This window comes from Acinetobacter lwoffii (genome assembly GCF_024129685.1).
Lineage (GTDB): Bacteria > Pseudomonadota > Gammaproteobacteria > Pseudomonadales > Moraxellaceae > Acinetobacter > Acinetobacter lwoffii_X.
Map to the genome: position 1 here is coordinate 37,061 of NZ_JAMXXL010000004.1, position 16,201 is coordinate 53,261.

Annotated in this window: 17 protein-coding genes and 3 pseudogenes; 14 read left to right on the forward strand and 6 right to left on the reverse strand. The window is 44.6% G+C overall.

The features are described from left to right. The first annotated feature begins 19 nt into the window (after nt 1-19). The 6 genes from arsC (at nt 20) to NI464_RS02870 (ending at nt 4,421) form a co-directional block, all read left to right on the forward strand. Nucleotides 20-454 carry an arsenate reductase (glutaredoxin) gene (gene arsC / locus NI464_RS02845; protein WP_004280168.1) on the forward strand — a complete coding sequence of 145 codons (435 nt, stop codon included), beginning with the start codon at nt 20-22 and terminating at the stop codon, nt 452-454. Nucleotides 455-662: 208 nt separating this feature from the next. After that, on the forward strand, nt 663-983 hold the full coding sequence (locus tag NI464_RS02850) for a metalloregulator ArsR/SmtB family transcription factor (protein WP_004646559.1): 321 nt from the start codon (nt 663-665) through the stop codon (nt 981-983). A 6-nt stretch (nt 984-989) separates the two neighbouring features. Further along, entirely contained in the window at nt 990-1,463 is a 474-nt protein-coding gene (locus tag NI464_RS02855) for an arsenate reductase ArsC (protein ID WP_005266809.1), read from the forward strand. Between the two features lie 5 nt (nt 1,464-1,468). Then, nucleotides 1,469-2,509: an ACR3 family arsenite efflux transporter gene (arsB, locus tag NI464_RS02860; RefSeq protein ID WP_004280164.1), complete on the forward strand. Its 1,041-nt coding sequence runs from the start codon at nt 1,469-1,471 to the stop codon at nt 2,507-2,509. A 4-nt stretch (nt 2,510-2,513) separates the two neighbouring features. Next, nucleotides 2,514-3,218, forward strand: coding sequence for an arsenical resistance protein ArsH (gene arsH / locus NI464_RS02865; protein WP_005266807.1), 705 nt, complete (start codon nt 2,514-2,516; stop codon nt 3,216-3,218). A gap of 141 nt (nt 3,219-3,359) precedes the next feature. After that, the gene (locus tag NI464_RS02870; protein ID WP_004646562.1) at nt 3,360-4,421 is read left to right on the forward strand and encodes an ArsO family NAD(P)H-dependent flavin-containing monooxygenase; all 1,062 of its coding nucleotides are present in this window, start codon (nt 3,360-3,362) and stop codon (nt 4,419-4,421) included. Between the two features lie 114 nt (nt 4,422-4,535). Here the strand turns inward: NI464_RS02870 and NI464_RS02875 are convergent, their stop codons facing one another. The 4 genes and pseudogenes from NI464_RS02875 to NI464_RS02890 form a co-directional block, all read right to left on the reverse strand. Next, a complete protein-coding gene (locus NI464_RS02875) occupies nt 4,536-5,519 on the reverse strand; it encodes a potassium channel family protein (protein WP_044112915.1) in 984 nt (327 codons plus the stop codon). A gap of 120 nt (nt 5,520-5,639) precedes the next feature. Further along, nucleotides 5,640-5,838, reverse strand: a pseudogene (locus NI464_RS02880) (transposase); the annotation flags it as partial. A gap of 323 nt (nt 5,839-6,161) precedes the next feature. After that, nucleotides 6,162-7,547 carry an ATP-binding protein gene (locus NI464_RS02885; protein WP_253137715.1) on the reverse strand — a complete coding sequence of 462 codons (1,386 nt, stop codon included), beginning with the start codon at nt 7,545-7,547 and terminating at the stop codon, nt 6,162-6,164. Continuing rightward, on the reverse strand, nt 7,540-8,214 hold the full coding sequence (locus tag NI464_RS02890; RefSeq protein WP_004646564.1) for a response regulator: 675 nt from the start codon (nt 8,212-8,214) through the stop codon (nt 7,540-7,542). Before NI464_RS02890 ends, NI464_RS02885 begins: the two co-directional genes overlap by 8 nt. A gap of 108 nt (nt 8,215-8,322) precedes the next feature. Here NI464_RS02890 and dsbD point away from each other — a divergent pair, with 108 nt between their 5' ends. From dsbD to NI464_RS02910, 4 genes are all read left to right on the forward strand, one after another. Next, entirely contained in the window at nt 8,323-10,260 is a 1,938-nt protein-coding gene (dsbD, locus tag NI464_RS02895; RefSeq protein ID WP_005266801.1) for a protein-disulfide reductase DsbD, read from the forward strand. Next, nucleotides 10,257-11,105, forward strand: coding sequence for a TlpA disulfide reductase family protein (locus NI464_RS02900; protein ID WP_004646568.1), 849 nt, complete (start codon nt 10,257-10,259; stop codon nt 11,103-11,105). The genes dsbD and NI464_RS02900 overlap by 4 nt, the downstream gene beginning before the upstream one ends. An 18-nt stretch (nt 11,106-11,123) precedes the next feature. Continuing rightward, the gene (dsbG, locus tag NI464_RS02905) at nt 11,124-11,864 is read left to right on the forward strand and encodes a thiol:disulfide interchange protein DsbG (RefSeq protein WP_004646569.1); all 741 of its coding nucleotides are present in this window, start codon (nt 11,124-11,126) and stop codon (nt 11,862-11,864) included. A gap of 107 nt (nt 11,865-11,971) precedes the next feature. Then, nucleotides 11,972-12,334 carry a YidH family protein gene (locus tag NI464_RS02910; RefSeq protein ID WP_004646570.1) on the forward strand — a complete coding sequence of 121 codons (363 nt, stop codon included), beginning with the start codon at nt 11,972-11,974 and terminating at the stop codon, nt 12,332-12,334. On the opposite strand, the gene NI464_RS02915 is transcribed toward NI464_RS02910, so the two are convergent. Continuing rightward, complete coding sequence (locus NI464_RS02915; RefSeq protein WP_004280150.1) at nt 12,331-12,651, reverse strand: ArsR/SmtB family transcription factor; 321 nt, start codon at nt 12,649-12,651, stop codon at nt 12,331-12,333. The two genes, NI464_RS02910 and NI464_RS02915, sit on opposite strands and share 4 nt — an antisense overlap. Before the next feature lie 120 nt (nt 12,652-12,771). Here NI464_RS02915 and NI464_RS02920 point away from each other — a divergent pair, with 120 nt between their 5' ends. The 4 genes and pseudogenes from NI464_RS02920 to NI464_RS02935 all read left to right on the forward strand — a co-directional run bounded on the left by NI464_RS02920 (nt 12,772) and on the right by NI464_RS02935 (nt 15,331). Then, a complete protein-coding gene (locus NI464_RS02920) occupies nt 12,772-13,188 on the forward strand; it encodes a YeeE/YedE family protein (protein WP_004646571.1) in 417 nt (138 codons plus the stop codon). A gap of 1 nt (nt 13,189) precedes the next feature. Further along, complete coding sequence (locus NI464_RS02925) at nt 13,190-13,606, forward strand: DUF6691 family protein (protein ID WP_004646572.1); 417 nt, start codon at nt 13,190-13,192, stop codon at nt 13,604-13,606. Nucleotides 13,607-13,608: 2 nt separating this feature from the next. Beyond that, nucleotides 13,609-14,481, forward strand: coding sequence for an MBL fold metallo-hydrolase (locus NI464_RS02930; protein WP_004646573.1), 873 nt, complete (start codon nt 13,609-13,611; stop codon nt 14,479-14,481). A gap of 68 nt (nt 14,482-14,549) precedes the next feature. Next, a pseudogene (locus tag NI464_RS02935) lies at nt 14,550-15,331 on the forward strand (sulfite exporter TauE/SafE family protein). Nucleotides 15,332-15,499: 168 nt separating this feature from the next. Here the strand turns inward: NI464_RS02935 and NI464_RS02945 are convergent. Further along, a pseudogene (locus NI464_RS02945) lies at nt 15,500-16,030 on the reverse strand (transposase); the annotation flags it as partial. Nucleotides 16,031-16,201: the final 171 nt, after the last annotated feature.

Genomic DNA, 16,201 nt, shown 5'->3' on the forward strand with positions numbered 1-16,201 from the left:
ATTGATAAGAGGGAAGCTCATGAATCAAATGCCAAAAGTCCAAATTTATCATAACCCGGCCTGTGGCACCTCACGCAATACGCTGGCGTTAATTCGCAATGCGGGAATTGAGCCGGAAGTGATCGAATATCTGCTTACGCCACCCTCGAAAGATCAGCTGGTCAACATGATTCGGGATGCCGGTTTGACGGTTCGTGAAGTGCTCCGTAAAAATGTCGATCCCTACACCGAGCTGAATCTGGATGATGCCGGCTGGAGCGATGAGAAACTGCTGGATACCATGCTGCAACATCCGATCCTGATCAATCGCCCGTTGGTGGTTACCGAGTTTGGAACCCGATTATGCCGTCCATCGGAAGTGGTACTGGATATTCTGCGTTTGCCACAATTAAAAGCCTTTGCCAAAGAAGACGGTGAAATCATCGTGGATGAACAGGGCAATCGGGTAAAATAAAGTGTCCCCCCATGCGAAAAAGCTTCAACTTGATTGGAGCTTTTTTATCTGAAAAACACATTGACGATGACCTATATCGGAAAAAGCGGGAAATTGTTCAAGCGAGCGCTTTCTGGTAGGCATATTCTGATCTGGATATCATTTTTGACAGGTCATCTTTACCATATATATGGATATGTGTATATTTGCATAAAAAATGGGAGCAATTATGGACCACGTTCAGTTTTTTAAATGTTTATCTGATGAAACACGTCTCAGTATTGTCCTGCTAATTGCACAAAACAAAGAGCAATGCGTCTGTGATCTGACCGATAAACTGCAGTTAAGCCAGCCGAAAATTTCACGTCATCTGGCCTTGTTACGTTCTTGTGGTTTACTCAACGATCGCCGGCAAAGCCAGTGGGTGTACTACAGCATTAATCAGCAATTGCCGGCCTGGTGTTTTGAAATTCTGGACGTGCTAAAAGCTAGTGAGGTTCCGGTTTTATTTGATTCTTCCGCTCTATCGATTCAGAGCCATTGCGAGTAAGTTTTCATGAAATTTTTGTTTTTATGTACGGGGAACAGTTGCCGCAGCATTCTCTCTCAAGTGTTGTTCAATAGCCGTGCGCCAGAAGGCTGGGTCGCTTACAGTGCCGGCAGCAAACCTTCCGGTCAGGTGCATCCCTTGACGCTTGAAACCCTGCACAATCTGGGCTTGTCGACTGAAGGCTTATCCAGCAAAAGCATTGATGCCTGTGAACAGTATCAGCCAGACGTGGTGATTACCGTCTGTGATGCGGCTGCACAGGAAGCGTGTCCTCTTTATCTTGGCGGAGCGATCAAGGCGCACTGGGGCCTGTCTGATCCGTCCCATTTAGAGGTGGATAAAGAAGAAAAAATGAAAGCCTTTATGAGCACTGTTGAACATATCAATCGTCGCTTGGATGCTTTGTTTAAACTTAACGTAAATGAGCTTTCTCGCTCGCAATTGATTGCAGCGATTAATCAAATTTCGAATGTTGAGTAAGTCACATGTCTGAAAAACGCATGTCCTTTTTAGATCGCAACCTGACGCTCTGGATTTTTATTGCCATGGCGTTAGGCATCGCCATAGGAAACTTTTTTCCTCAAGCATCGGTTGCTCTGGATCAATTCAGTATTAATTCAGTCAATATTCCAATCGCGATTGGTCTGATTCTGATGATGTATCCACCCCTGGCAAAAGTGGATTATGCGACCTTGCCGCAAGTGTTTAAGGATAAGAAAACCCTGACGCTATCTTTAATTCAAAACTGGTTGATTGCTCCGGTACTGATGTTTGCGTTGGCTGTGATTTTTTTGCATAGCTATCCAGAGTATATGACAGGCGTGATCCTGATTGGTTTAGCTCGATGTATCGCCATGGTACTGGTGTGGAATGGTCTGGCCTGTGGTGATAACCAATATGTTGCAGCATTGGTGGCGTTTAACAGTATTTTCCAGATTTTATTCTTCAGTACCTATGCCTGGTTATTCCTGACCTTCCTTCCGCCATATTTTGGTATTGAAGCTCAAGTGATCAATCTTAGCTTCTGGACCATTACCCATGCTGTTCTGGTTTATCTTGGAATTCCGTTCTTATTGGGTTTCTTAACGCGCTTAATTTTGGTGAAACAAAAAGGCGTAGAATGGTATCAAAACAAGTTCATTCCAAAAATCAGCCCGCTGAGTTTGATGGCTTTGCTGTTTACGATTTTGGCGATGTTTAGCTTAAAAGGGGGTGATGTCGTAAGTCTTCCACTGGAAGTTTTACGCATCGCGATTCCTTTAATCATTTACTTTGTGGCCATGTTCTTTATTAGCTTCTTTATGAGTAAATGGATGGGCAATGATTATCCAAAAACTGCTGCAATCTCATTTACTGCGGCTGGAAATAATTTTGAATTATCACTTGCAGTCGCTATTGCAACTTTTGGTATCGCTTCGCCAGTTGCTTTTACCACGATTATTGGGCCATTGGTTGAAGTACCTGTGTTAATTGCTTTAGTGAGTGTTTCACTGTGGCTAAGAAAGAAATATTTTAAAGAGGCTTGATCCGATGAACCTGCCTAACGTAGATCCAAATCTTATTGAACAACCCACCTTTGAAAAAGTCCAAGCCAAAGAACTAGCTCATCCTCCTCGGATTTTACTGCTCTATGGGTCTAATCGGGAACGTTCTTACAGTCGCCTTGCAGTTCTTGAAGCTGGTCGAATCCTTGAATATTTTGGGGCAGAAGTAAAAATCTTCCATCCGAAAGGGCTACCTTTACCGGAAGATGCTGATACTGAACATCCAAAAGTAAAAGAACTGTATGAGCTTCTGGCATGGGCTGAAGGTATGGTGTGGTGTTCACCGGAACGCCATGGTTCTATGAGTTCCATCTTTAAATCGCAGATTGACTGGATTCCTCTGGCAGGGGGTGCAATTCGTGCCACTCAGGGAAAAACCCTTGCCTTGATGCAAGTCAGTGGGGGATCACAGTCCTTTAATAGTCTGAACCAGATGCGTGTTTTGGGGCGTTGGATGCGGATGATCACGATTCCAAATCAGTCTTCAATTCCAAAAGCATTCCTGGAATTTGAAGAAGATGGACGAATGAAGCCATCAGCATTCTATGACCGGATTGTCGATGTGATGGAAGAACTGTATAAGTTTACTTTACTAACCCGTGGGCAAAGTGCTTATTTGACCAACCGTTATTCGGAACGCAAGGAATCGGCTGAAGAGCTTTCCAAACGGGTAAATCAGCGTAGTTTATAAATTCTAGGTGATCAGAGAGACTGAAAAGTATCTTGAGCAATCGAAGGCTAATTTAAACGCTTGAAAATTTTATGAAATACGCCCAGTCTGATAAGCAGGCTGGGTTTTTATTTGATGACAATAAAGAAGGGGGGAAATATTTTGGCTCAATTACAAGCTGAAGTTGATGTGATCATCATCGGTGGTGGACAGGCCGGTTTGTCCACGGCTTATTTCTTAAAGCGTAAGAACATTCCGTTTATCATCCTAGATGATCAGCCTCAGCCTGGAGGTGCCTGGCAGCATGCCTGGGAGTCCTTGCGCCTTTTCTCCCCGAATAGCTGGAGTTCGCTGTCAGGCTGGATGATGCCGGCGACCGAACAGACCTATCCGACCCGCAATGAGGTGATCGATTATTTGACCGCCTATGAGCAGCGCTATCACTTTCCTGTAGTTCGTCCGGTGCGTGTGGAACGCGTGGAAAGTAAGGGCCAGTATTTAGAGGTTTATGCCGGGGAACAATCCTGGAAAGCCAAAGCGGTGGTAAGCGCTACAGGGACATGGAGCCAACCATTTATTCCCGAGTATGCCGGCCGTGAGCATTTTCAGGGCGTACAACTGCATTCCGCAGATTATAAAAATGCTGAGTTATTTAAAACCAAGAAAGTCATGGTGGTGGGTGGCGGTAACTCTGGTGCACAAATCTTGGCAGAAGTATCTCAGGTGGCCGAAACGCTTTGGATCACCCAGACACCGCCGCAGTTTCTGGCAGATGATGTCGATGGCCGTGTCCTGTTCTTAAGGGCGACTGAGCGCCTGAAAGCCCAGCAGGAAGGTAGAAAGATTGAGCAGCCCATTGGGGGGTTGGGTGATATTGTCATGATTGATTCAGTTAAAGATGCACGTGAGCGAGGCATTTTGCAGAGCAGGCGTCCATTTTCAGCTTTTACAGAACATGGCGTGATTTGGGAAGATGGCAGCACAGCGCATGTGGATGTGGTGATCTGGTGTACAGGATTTAAGGCGGCGCTGAATCACCTCAGCAGCCTCGGAATCATCCAGCCGGACCAGACCATTGCGGTTCAGAATGGCCGCTCTGTTCAGGTACCAAATTTATGGCTGGTGGGCTATGGAGAATGGACCGGTGCTGCTTCGGCCACGCTGGTCGGGGTTTCCCGGACAGCTCGGGCAGTAGCGGAAGACATCGCTGCATTTTTGGCCTGAGAGGATTTGATCCTGATTCAGTCGAGTGGATTGAGTGAATAGTATCTGTCTGCAACGAGCGTCATACCCGATGGTCTGATGCTCGTGATGATACGCTTGCATTGACGTTCGAATTTAATCAGGTAACTTATGCCCACAATGTGGACAGAAGAAATATTTGTTTTTTTCCTGCTCGAGTTGTTCTTTCTTACGCTCATGAATAAGTTCTAACAGGATATCCTGCATTTGTTCTTTGCTCAGTCCGACTTCTTTACGTAAAATTTCAATTTTTTCTTGATCTTCAATTAAGTCAATTTCTGCATCATCGAGCAGTTCACGAAATCTTAATTCCAGTTTGTGCTTGCGCTGTCTCAGCTCATTGGCCAGACCATTTGCCAGAATACCCGCAGGAAGCGCTGCCAGACCCACCCCTAAAATAGTAATTAAAGCCCCTAGAAAGCGGCCTAAGGGGGTGATTGGTGTCACATCGCCATAGCCGACCGTGGTCAGTGTCACCACTGCCCACCACATGGATGCAGGGATGGAGCTAAAGACTTCTGGTTGAGCCTTATTTTCAACCACATATACTCCAGCCGCCGCGATGATGATCATGATCAGCAGGATAAAAATAACCGCCTGAAATGAGCCCTTTTCGCGCTTGATCACCCGCAATAAAATCTGCAGGGAGACGAAATAACGGGTTAATTTGAGTAATCTGAATAATCGAAGGATTCGCAGGAAGCGTAAATCGAGATGCACAAAGAAGTTAATATAGGCCGGGAGAATCGCCAACAGGTCAATGATGGCACCGCCACTACGGATCCATAACCATCGGTTTTTCCATGCACCTTCAAAGGGGTCTTTTTCCGCAATGGCCCAAAATCTTAATAAATATTCCAGGGTAAAAATAAAAATCGAGAATAATTCAAAGGCATCAAACAGCAGCTGATAGGATTGATAGAGGTCATTGATCGATTCAAGTAAAACGGCAGCAGTATTCCCAATAATCAATATAATCAGAAATATATTGATGACGCGACTTAAGATGCTTTCGTGTTCTTCATTATGCAAATTGTCATAAATAAATCTGCGAAGCTGATACCAGGCCTTGAATTCCATAACAGTGCATTACGGTGCGATAAGATGCTTTGAGTTTAGCGCAAGCCTGGGCATCGAAAGGAAATTTTTAAAAAATTAATCAGAACTGTGGGGCGGTGATTATCCGGGATTTTTAGGACTGAAGCGAGTGTGCACGATTCTAAAATCCCCAAAGCGTTCTGCTAAATCTCGCCATGGAATACCTGAACGATACCGATACAATACTGCTTCAACAAATAGCCTGCTGTCTTTGGAAGTCTCCAACAGTACTTGCTCGTCCGGGCAACAGATCCTTAATCAGTTCCCACTGATCATCTGTTAATGCATAGCGTTTAGTCATGAAAAAATAATGAGGACAGATTAGATTTTCTTAAGCTAATTGATGACAGGTCCCAGTTGCATCAAGTGATCTTTACCTCTGGCGTTTTTGTTTTCATAGAGGGGTCTTATTATTTTTATACCTGTCCCTATGCTAAAAATTAAAAGTGCGTTGTGATCGCCTGATCAGAACATTGGGAATACATCGAGGGTTTTTGTTGGAAAAAGTGTGTTTTTAAAAAATAAGAAAGAATGATTTAAAATAGTAAGTGTTAGATAGTTTCTTGAAAATTCTATATTTTTATCAATAGAAATCTCTTTGGTTTTTAGCCATATTGTATTTTTTTATGTCCAAGCTTGCAGGTCACGCTTAGACACATCGCACTTGATTTTAATGCGAAGCCCATAAGGCTGTCGGGCATTGAAAGAGAGCTGATAGCCATACTGTTTTAATAGGTTAGCGGTCAATGCCAGTCCCAGACCATGGCCGTGCTGCTGAGCAGATTTGCGCCAGAAGCGTTGTCCTAAATGTTGAATATCTTCTGTTGTAAGTTGTTGTCCATCATCTTCAATCACCAGGCCATCAGACTGCATGGAAATCCAGATATAGGCAGCCTGTGCATGCAGCAATGCATTTTCAAGCAGATTTTTCAGTACCGTATACAGCACAAATTCAGGCAGCTGAATTTCGCCCAAGTTGTCCCAGTTCACCTGTGTTTTTTCATTCATTTCTGGATAGTGTGTACCTAAGTCTGCAAGTACTTTCTCAAGTGTGGGGCGAAGCCAGATGGTCTCAGTCATTTCCTGGAGACTGTTTTCTGATTGGGTCAGTAATAAAAGCTGTTCGAGTAACAGCGTATAACGCCGGATGCTCTCATTGGCCTGCTGCAAATTGTGCTGAATGGTGTTAGGCAGGTTCTGCTGCTGACTGATCAGCTGGGCCAGTTGTACATGGGTTTTAATTGCGGTCAGGGGACTGCGTAATTCATGTGCAGCATAGGCACTAAAGGCTTTCTCCTGTTGCAGACTGTCATTAATTTTCTGAATCAACTGCGTGGAATTGTTGACAAAAGGCTGTACTTCCTGGGGAATGCTTGCAGGCTTGAGCTGCATTAAAAAATCTGCCGCCTCTGAATAGTTAAGGTTTTTCTGGTTCAGGTATTGACTGAGCTGATCCAAAAACCGGAACTGTCTGCGGATAATAAAGATGATCAGGGCAATACAGATCAGCAGTGAGAAGACCAAGGGAACCAGTACCGACTGCAGAATCTGCTGTAGTAGCGTATCCCTCAAGAACATACGTTCTGCCGCCACTACCTGAATATCACCACGACGCAGAACATAACTGCGCCATTCTGTATTATCCTGCTGCCAGGTGCTGAATCCTTGTGGTCGCTGGCTTAAATTTGGGGGGGCACCGCGTGTTTTGGCAATCACCTGATTGCCTAACGAGATGTCAGAGCTAAAAAGAGAGACTTCACAGGCAATTAACTGGTTTGCATCATCATTCTTGGCTAATTTGGATAATGTTGCATCCCCCAGACTATCCAGTGGTAACTGCTGAATCAGCCGGGCAACCATTTGTGCAGATGCCGATAAGCGTTGATCCAGTGTGTCTTGTAAGCGTTGTTTCAGGTCAATATACAGCCATGAAAATACTGCACTCCACAGCACAATAAACATGGCCAAAAGGCTCATGACCAAACGCCATTTCAAGCTGTGACTAAACATGACGCTGCTCAAACGGTTTGAAAATATATCCCACACCACGAATGGTCTGAATTAAATCTGGATGCAGTTTTTGTCTCAGGTGATAAATGTGTACATTCAGGGCATTGCTCTCTATAGAGTCCTGAAAACCATAGAGCTTGTCAATAAGCTGTTCATTTTTCAGGATCTGGTTGGGGTGGCTCATCAGGGTTTCCAGCAGGCTGAATTCACGGCGAGATAAATTCACGGTCTGGTCTTGATAGATCACAGTCTGGGTATCCCGATTTAGAACCAGTTCATCAAATTGCAGGGTATTGGAGGCAAAGCCGCGGTGGCGACGGGTGAGGGCATGAATCCGGGCAATCAGTTCCTCCAGTTCAAAGGGTTTGGTCAGATAGTCATCGGCACCGGCATTCAGGGCCTGAACACACTGATCGGTCCGCAGCCGCGCCGTCAATACCAGTACCGGGAGATCAATCTGGTCGCGCCGCCAGCTGTGCAGCAAGTCCAGGCCATCCTGATCCGGCAGGCCTAAATCCAGTAAACACAAATCGACTGCACTATGCCGGATAAAATAATCTGCAGCACGTGCGTTACTGACATGCTCCACTGAAATATTCAGATAGTTCAGAGCAGCACAAATGCTCTGTGCGATATAGGGATCATCCTCAACCAATACAATAAACATAGAACATCCTGATCAAACTGCCATTATTTTATAAATGATTTGGGCTGTTAATGTTGCCTTAATTTTAGTTTTTCAATAATGCAGTCCTAACAGGAGGAGATCAGCTGGATGTTGACGTGGATATTGGGTGCCGTGATCGGCGGTGGAATCATGACGGGAACTGCACATGCAGACTTTTTACCACCAGATCAGGCATTTCAGTTTCAGGTGGTTTCTACAAGCCAGGATCAGGCAGAGCTTAGCTGGAAAATCGCAGATGGCTATTACTTGTATCATGACCAGCTTAAAGTGTCTCATCAGCAGACCCCAGTCAAGTTGGCACTGCCCAAACCCGAAGACAAAGATGACCCCAATTTCGGTTTGACCCAGGTCCATTATGGGCAAGTCAAAACCAATATGAAGGTTCAGCCCAACCAGAAGTTTGTGGTGCAGTGGCAGGGCTGTGCAGAAAGCGGTTTATGTTATCCGGTACAACGCACCACAGTAAAAACTGATGCAGATGGTTTATTTCCAGCGCAAAACTTGAGCAAAACCCCAAAACTGCTGACCAGCACTGTACCGCCAGAAGCAAACGAAAAAATTCTGACTGCTCAGAAAGATGAGCTCCAAGCTATAGAGCAAACTCCAAGTACAGATAAAGCATTGACCGAAGAAAAGGTAGAGGAAATACAAGTCGCTGCAGTTTCTGAACCTGTGGTGCAGCCTGAGGTGGAATTAACAGAGAAAAATGACCAGCTCATTGCAGACCCTAAAAATCAAACTTCGTCAGCAGGCATGAATAGCCAGTGGAACAATGACCAGTATTTTTTAAGTCTGCTGTCAGAACAAGGTCTGTTAATTAATGCCCTGATTTTTCTCGGGCTTGGCATTCTGCTGGCATTTTTACCATGTTCTTTACCTTTAATTCCAATTTTAACGGGAATTCTGGTTCAGCAGCACCGGGGCTACCGTGCGGCACTGATTGCACTGGTTTTCGTTTTGGGTATGGCACTGGTCTATGCGGTCATGGGACTTGCTGTGGCACAGCTCGGTTACAGTTTTCAGCGCTGGTTTCAAAGTCCGGTATTCATCAGTATTTTCAGCATTCTGTTTGTTTTGTTCGCACTTAATCTGTTCGGAGCATTTCAGCTGTCCTTACCCCAAGGCATGTTGCAGCGTCTGGATCAATGGCAGCAAAAGCAGAAGGGTGGCACGCTGATTGGTGCCGGTCTTATGGGCATGATCGCGGCACTGATTGTCGGGCCATGTATGAGTGCACCGTTGGCCGGTGCCTTAATCTATGTGTCTCAGCTTAATCAACCAATGCTGGGAGCCAGTTATCTGTTCGTCTTAGGCCTTGGGCTGGGCTTGCCACTATTTATTGCTGCCGTATTTGGGTCCCATCTTTTACCCAAGCCTGGTATCTGGATGGATCGCCTGAAGTTTAGTTTTGGCTTTGTCATGCTGGCGCTGGCCTTGTATTTCGCCCGTCCACTATTGCCCGGCATTTTATACCTGAGCCTTTTGGGTGTGGTACTGATCACCTGTTCAGGCTACTTCTTGTTCAAGATGCTGCCTCATGTGCATCGGTCTGTAGCGAAAATAGGCCTGATGCTGCTCAGTGGTTTACTGGTCTATGCAGGAGGCATGCAGCTCTACCATGTCTGGAGTCAGGTACAGGTGGCCCATGTAGAATCACGGCTTGAATGGCAGAAGGTCAGTACCGCCGCACAATTGCGACAGGTTTTAGTTAAACATCCTGCACACCCGGTGGTGATTGATGTCTATGCAGACTGGTGTGTGGCCTGTCAACCGATTGAAAAGGATGTGATTCCACGTAGTGATGTCCAGACGGCTTTACAAAATGTGGTTCGTATCAAATTAGACCTGACCCACTATCATCCAAGTCAGGATGAGCTGCTAAAAGAATGGCAAATCCTCGGACCACCCACCTTCATATTTCTAAATGCAGCGCATCAGGAACAGCGAGACTTGCGTTTAACCGGAAGCTTTAGCGCGACACATTTACTAGGCACATTGCAGCAACTGCAAGGAGAGCAACCATGATGATTTCCAGTGATGCACTGCATCTGGGACCTTTGATGTTGCCCTGGGCACTTATTATTGTTGCCACTGGCTTGATGCTGTTATCTGCCATCCTGTTTGGATTAGCCAGAAAGTATTCATGGTCTAAACAGCAGCTTGGGAAAAGTCAGGATTTGCTCTGGAGCAGTTTTTTGCTGGGGATGCTGGGTGCGCGTCTTATTTTCGTTCTGCTCAATGCCGAGCTGTATTTTGCAGCACCCATCGACATACTGAAAATCCAGGACAAAGGTTTCCATTTATGGGGAGGGGTGCTGCTTGGTGCTTTGTGGTATGTCATTCGAAACAGACAGCTGCAGACCAGATTTAAAGCCATCTTGTTGATCATATTGGTACTCTGGATCGGGCTTGGGCTCGCGTTCAAATCCAGTCTAAAAACTGAAGCAGCGTTTCCTGATCTCGCCTTTGCTGGACTAGAACAGGAGCGTCTGGGTACAGACAAGGTTTCACTCAGCCAATTCATTGGCCAGCCCACGGTAATTAATTTGTGGGCGAGCTGGTGTCCGCCGTGTCACCGTGAAATGCCGGTGTTGGCTAAAGCAGCCAAGCAGCATCCTCAAGTGAATTTTGTCATGCTCAATCAGGGTGAGGAGGTAGCCACCGTAAATGCCTATTTAAGAAAACATCAGTTTCAATTTAAACATGTCCTGCTGGACCCATATGGTGAACTACCCCAGCAGCTGAATAGTTTCGGCCTGCCAACGACGCTGTTTTTTAATGCTCAAGGTCAGCTGGTCGAGCGGCATATGGGGGAACTCAGTCCGGCCATGTTGCAGCAATATTTAAACAGGATTTCAGATCAACCTTAAAAAACGGAAGGACGTAGTATGAATAAAATTAACCAGGTGCTTGGTGCAGGCATGTTTCTGATCATGAGCATGCACACGCAGGCAAATATTAAACAGAATATTGAAAAACAGGGCTTTGTGTTTGTAAAACAGATTCCGGCACCACAAGGAATGACCGGCTGGGTGGGGCATGAAGACCAGTACTCCAATACGGTATTTATCTCCAATGATGATAAATACTATATCAAGGGCGAACTGTTTGATGCACAAGGGAAAAGCCTTTCCAATGAGCAGATTGAAAAGCATATGAAAAAAGCGGTATTGGACGATGTATGGAAAACCCTGGAAAAATCGACCTGGATCCAGGATGGCAAGCCAGATGCACCACGGGTGGTTTATGTCTTTTCCGATCCGAATTGCCCATATTGCTATAAATTCTGGCAGGCGGCCCGACCTTGGGTAGAATCAGGGAAGGTACAGCTGCGTCATATTCAGGTCGGTGTGATCCGTGAAGAAAGCCGTGGCCAGGTGGCAACACTATTGAATTCGAAAGATCCAGCGGCAGTTTTTAATGATATAAACAAGAATAAAGGCAAAAAGCAGCTCAAGAAAATGGAAAAGATTCCTGTCGAAATTGCTGCAAAAATTGATGCCAACCAGGCCCTAATGGGGAAATACGGCTTTTTCTCCACACCGTCGATGGTCTGGAAAAACAATCAGGGTGAATTTAAATCTGCTCAAGGCCTGGCGATGGATGTCAAGGAAATTTTTGAACAATAATATTTTAACTACATGATAGAAAAGTAATTTTTACTTAAAACATCTATACATGATAGGGAGGCAGATTTACATTGGAGGATAGGCTAAGCATGAAGAGCAGATAAGATATGTCAAATTTGGATGATCCACGGGTACTGCTTGCTTTGGAACGAACCGCTCTGGCGTGGAACCGGAGTGGTTTGGCATTAATTGCTTTTGGTTTTGTGATTGAAAAATCCAACCTGCTAGTGCAACTGGTGGACCCAGACACTTATGCACAGAAAATAGCTTATTCACAATGGTTGGGAATTGCGGTGATTGTATTTGGTATGTTGGTGAATTTCGCCTCAATCCTGCAATATCGACGGGGTTTGACATCACTGCGACCGCCGGAATTTATTGAAGGTTATTACACCCAGTATCCCGTATGGCTAAATCTGTTTACTGCTTTTAGCGGACTGCTTCTGATCATTTCTTTTTGGCTGCACTAAGAAGAGGGCTGGGCGCAATACAGCTCGTACAGCTTTTGCATCAGGCTCAAGACCTTGGGGTCACTCAGACGATAGAAAATCTGTTTGCCCTCACGTCGGGTGCCAACCATGTCGGCCTTACGCAGTACAGTCAGCTGTTGTGAAAGTGTAGGTTGATGAATATCGGTAGATTCTTCAATTTCCTGAACATTCATTTCCCCGTCAACCAGGACACATAAGATTTTCAGACGATCAGGATTGGCTAAAACTTTTAGGCATTGGCTGACGAAATCGACCTGTGAAAAATCAATTTTGGCATTTGCAGCAATCATATCCATAGATGTCCTTGAAACCTTTGATGTAACCCATGCAGTTTACACAATTTACCACAAAACTGCTTGATTATTATTTTTTATTATATAATATAAAAAAGTATATTGTATAGAGATTGATTCACCATGCATGACTTCCTCATCGCATTTATTGGCGGTTTAATGCTCGGACTTTCTGTAGTTGGCTATCTTTACGTCAATGGCCGTATTGCAGGGATCAGTGGCTTGATTGGGCAGGTATTAAACTCAAAAACCGTATTTAAAACGCCTGCGATCTGGTTTTTATCAGGTTTGATCCTCACACCGTTTATTTATGGTCTGTTTGTACAACCAGAAATCGAATTGAACGCCAGCCCACTGATGATGATTGTGGCAGGTCTGCTGGTAGGTTTTGGAACACGCTTGGGTTCGGGCTGTACCAGTGGTCACGGAATTTGTGGTATCAGTCGCCTGTCTAAGCGTTCTATTGTCGCGACCATGACTTTTATGTTTGCAGGTTTTGTCGCTGTTTACCTTATCCGTCATATCACAGGAGCATTCTAAAATGAAAAATGTGTTTGCCTTTTTATTTGGTGCGCTGTTCTCTGTGGGATTGATGGTATCGGGCATGTCCAATCCGGAAAAAGTACTCGATTTCCTGGATCTGTTTGGCGATTGGGATGCCAGTCTGGCCTTTGTGATGATGGGCGCGATTACTGTGGCCTTTATTCCCTTCCAGAAAGCATTACGTACGGCGCAACCGAAAACAGTATTTAATGAACCTATTGATTTACCTAAAAATAATCAGATAGATAAGAAGCTGATCACGGGTGCGGTTTTATTTGGTGCAGGTTGGGGCATTGCCGGCATCTGTCCGGCGCCAAGTTTCACTTTGATCGGTTTGGGCCACTATCAAGTGCTCTATTTTATTGTAGCAATGCTGGTGGGTGTATGGATTCACCGTAAATGGTCAGGAGCTTAACGATGTCAAATTTACCTATAGTAAAAGATTTTTTTCACGAAGATACCAATACCTTCAGTTATGTTGTACGTGATCCGGCGACCAAAGCCTGCGCCATTATTGATAGCGTTCTGGATTATGATCCGGCATCAGCAAGTACATCCACTATTCATGCCGATAAAATTATTGCCTATATTAAAGAGCAGGGTTTAACGGTCGAGTGGATTCTCGAAACCCATGTCCATGCTGATCATTTAACTGCAGCGCAATATCTCAAAGAAGAACTGGGTGGCAAAATTGCCATGAGCCAGAAAATTGGTATTGTTCAGGAAACTTTTGGCGCGATTTATCATCTAGATATTAAACAATGGAATGCCCAGCAGCTCTTTGATTATTTATTTGAAGATCATGAGTCGTTCCAAATTGGAACATTGAAAGCCTATAACATTCCAACACCGGGACATACGCCTGCTTGCCTGAGTTATGTGATTGGCGATGCGGTTTTTGTGGGTGATACGTTGTTCATGCCAGATTATGGTACAGCACGTTGTGATTTTCCGCGAGGCAGCGCAGAACAGCTTTATGATTCGGTGCAAAGCCTGTTTCAGTTGCCAGAAGATACCCGGGTCTTTTTATGTCATGACTATCTGCCTGAAACACGTGAATCGTATGTGTGTGAATCTGATATACAGACGCAGAAAAAACAGAATATCCATATTCATCAGGGAATCAGTAAAGCTGAATTTGCTCAGATGCGAAATCAGCGGGATTCAGGACTGAGTATGCCTAAGCTGATTCTACCGGCGATTCAGATCAATATGAAAGCAGGACAGTTTCCTGAGCCAGAACAAAACGGTGTTTCTTACCTCAAGCTTCCTATTAACTACTTCAAATAAGCTTGTGTCGTGATTCAACAAAAAGTTCAACTTTTATTGAATCATTTTTGTGGATAAGGGAGAGGGCGATGTGGGCATTAATACTTGAAGGGCTAGTTATCGGAGTGCTATTGGGTTTGATCGGTGCCGGTGGCGGTATTCTGGCTGTACCTGCACTGATGACGACCCAGGGTTGGACGGTGGCCCAGGCTGCGCCGGTGGGATTGCTTGCGGTCACGCTGTCGGCCTTGGTCGGAACGTTCGAGGATTTGTTCAAGCGTATTGTACGTTATCGCGCTGCCCTCTGGATTGCTCTCATTAGTATTCCTACAGCGCGTTATGGCGTGCATCTGGCCGATATCGTTTCTCCGGTCTGGCTGACGCTGGCTTTCAGTCTGGTCATGCTGATCGTGGCTTACCGGATCTTTTTTAATAAAGTGACCGATCATGGCAATGCACCGTGCAAGGTCAATCAATCGACCGGTCGTCTGATCTGGAATGTCAAAACTGCTTCGTTCCTAGCAGGTATTGGTGTTGTGGCAGGTTTATTAACCGGTCTGTTGGGGGTGGGGGTGGTTTTGTAATTGTTCCAGCCCTGCGTAAATTCACCGACCTTGATATGCGCAGTATCGTTGCGACTTCCCTGATGGTTATTTTCCTGATTGGTGGGGTCAGTATTTCTGCACACGTGCTGGATGGCTTTCAATATCCTGTTTCGGTTACGCTGACCTTTGTCCTGGCCTGTATTGTCGGGATGTTAATTGGACGCAGTCTGATGCAGCGGATTGACAGTAACAAGGTACAGAAAATATTTGCCACTACCGTGGTTGGGGTGGCGATGTATTTAATCTATTCAGCGCTCATGGGCTAAATAGCCAGTTGTAAATTTAAACTCAAACGCTTTCAATCTACCTGAGCATCGTTTATACAAAATATAATTTTAATGGCCGAGGAAGAATGAAAATGATGAAAACTGCAGAGCAATTGATCCAGAATGCAAAAAGCCGGATTCAGGAAGTCAGCGTAAATGAACTGTTTGAAGCGATGCAAAACCATCAACCAATTGCTCAACCATTTTTATGTCAGCAACATGTCCATTCGATAAAGCAGAACAACTAATTTCACCAAATTGGTTCATCACGATATGTAATTTACAGCCATAAAACCAACCCATAGAACTTTTGCCACGTGATGCGATTTGGGCTAATGATTTATGGCATTGAATACGTTGATTTTTACAAACAGGTAGCGTTGTTGAATCAATCTATAAGTATTGTTTATCTTTGCCTTTCATCAAAGCTACATACAGGGCATGTAGTGCTAATTCATGCCTATTGATCAAGTGAATCATGCGTTGGCAGCAAGGCAAGTGCTTAAATAAAAAGCTTTTATCCAGCTTTAGCCATGTAAAAAAGGCTTTGAAATTATTGAAATGAGAACATTTGTACCAAATGGTGATAAAGCAGATTTCTGAAATTGTGAGCTGAGCATTTCTGATTCTTAGAGAATGATGACTTTGTTTGAGGAACTTCCAATAAGTTGCTTCAAATTTAAGAAAGAAATCATCAATTAAGCAGAATCGGTACTATTGAACATCAGGACTAGAGTTGTGAGTTTGGTTTGGTAACTCAACTGATGGCTCTAGTCCTCTTATTTTTCAAGTCAATTTCTTATCCGTGATTCGGGTTAAATTATTTAAATGATGATTCATTCTGTATTCAGATCTTCATAAATTTAAAGG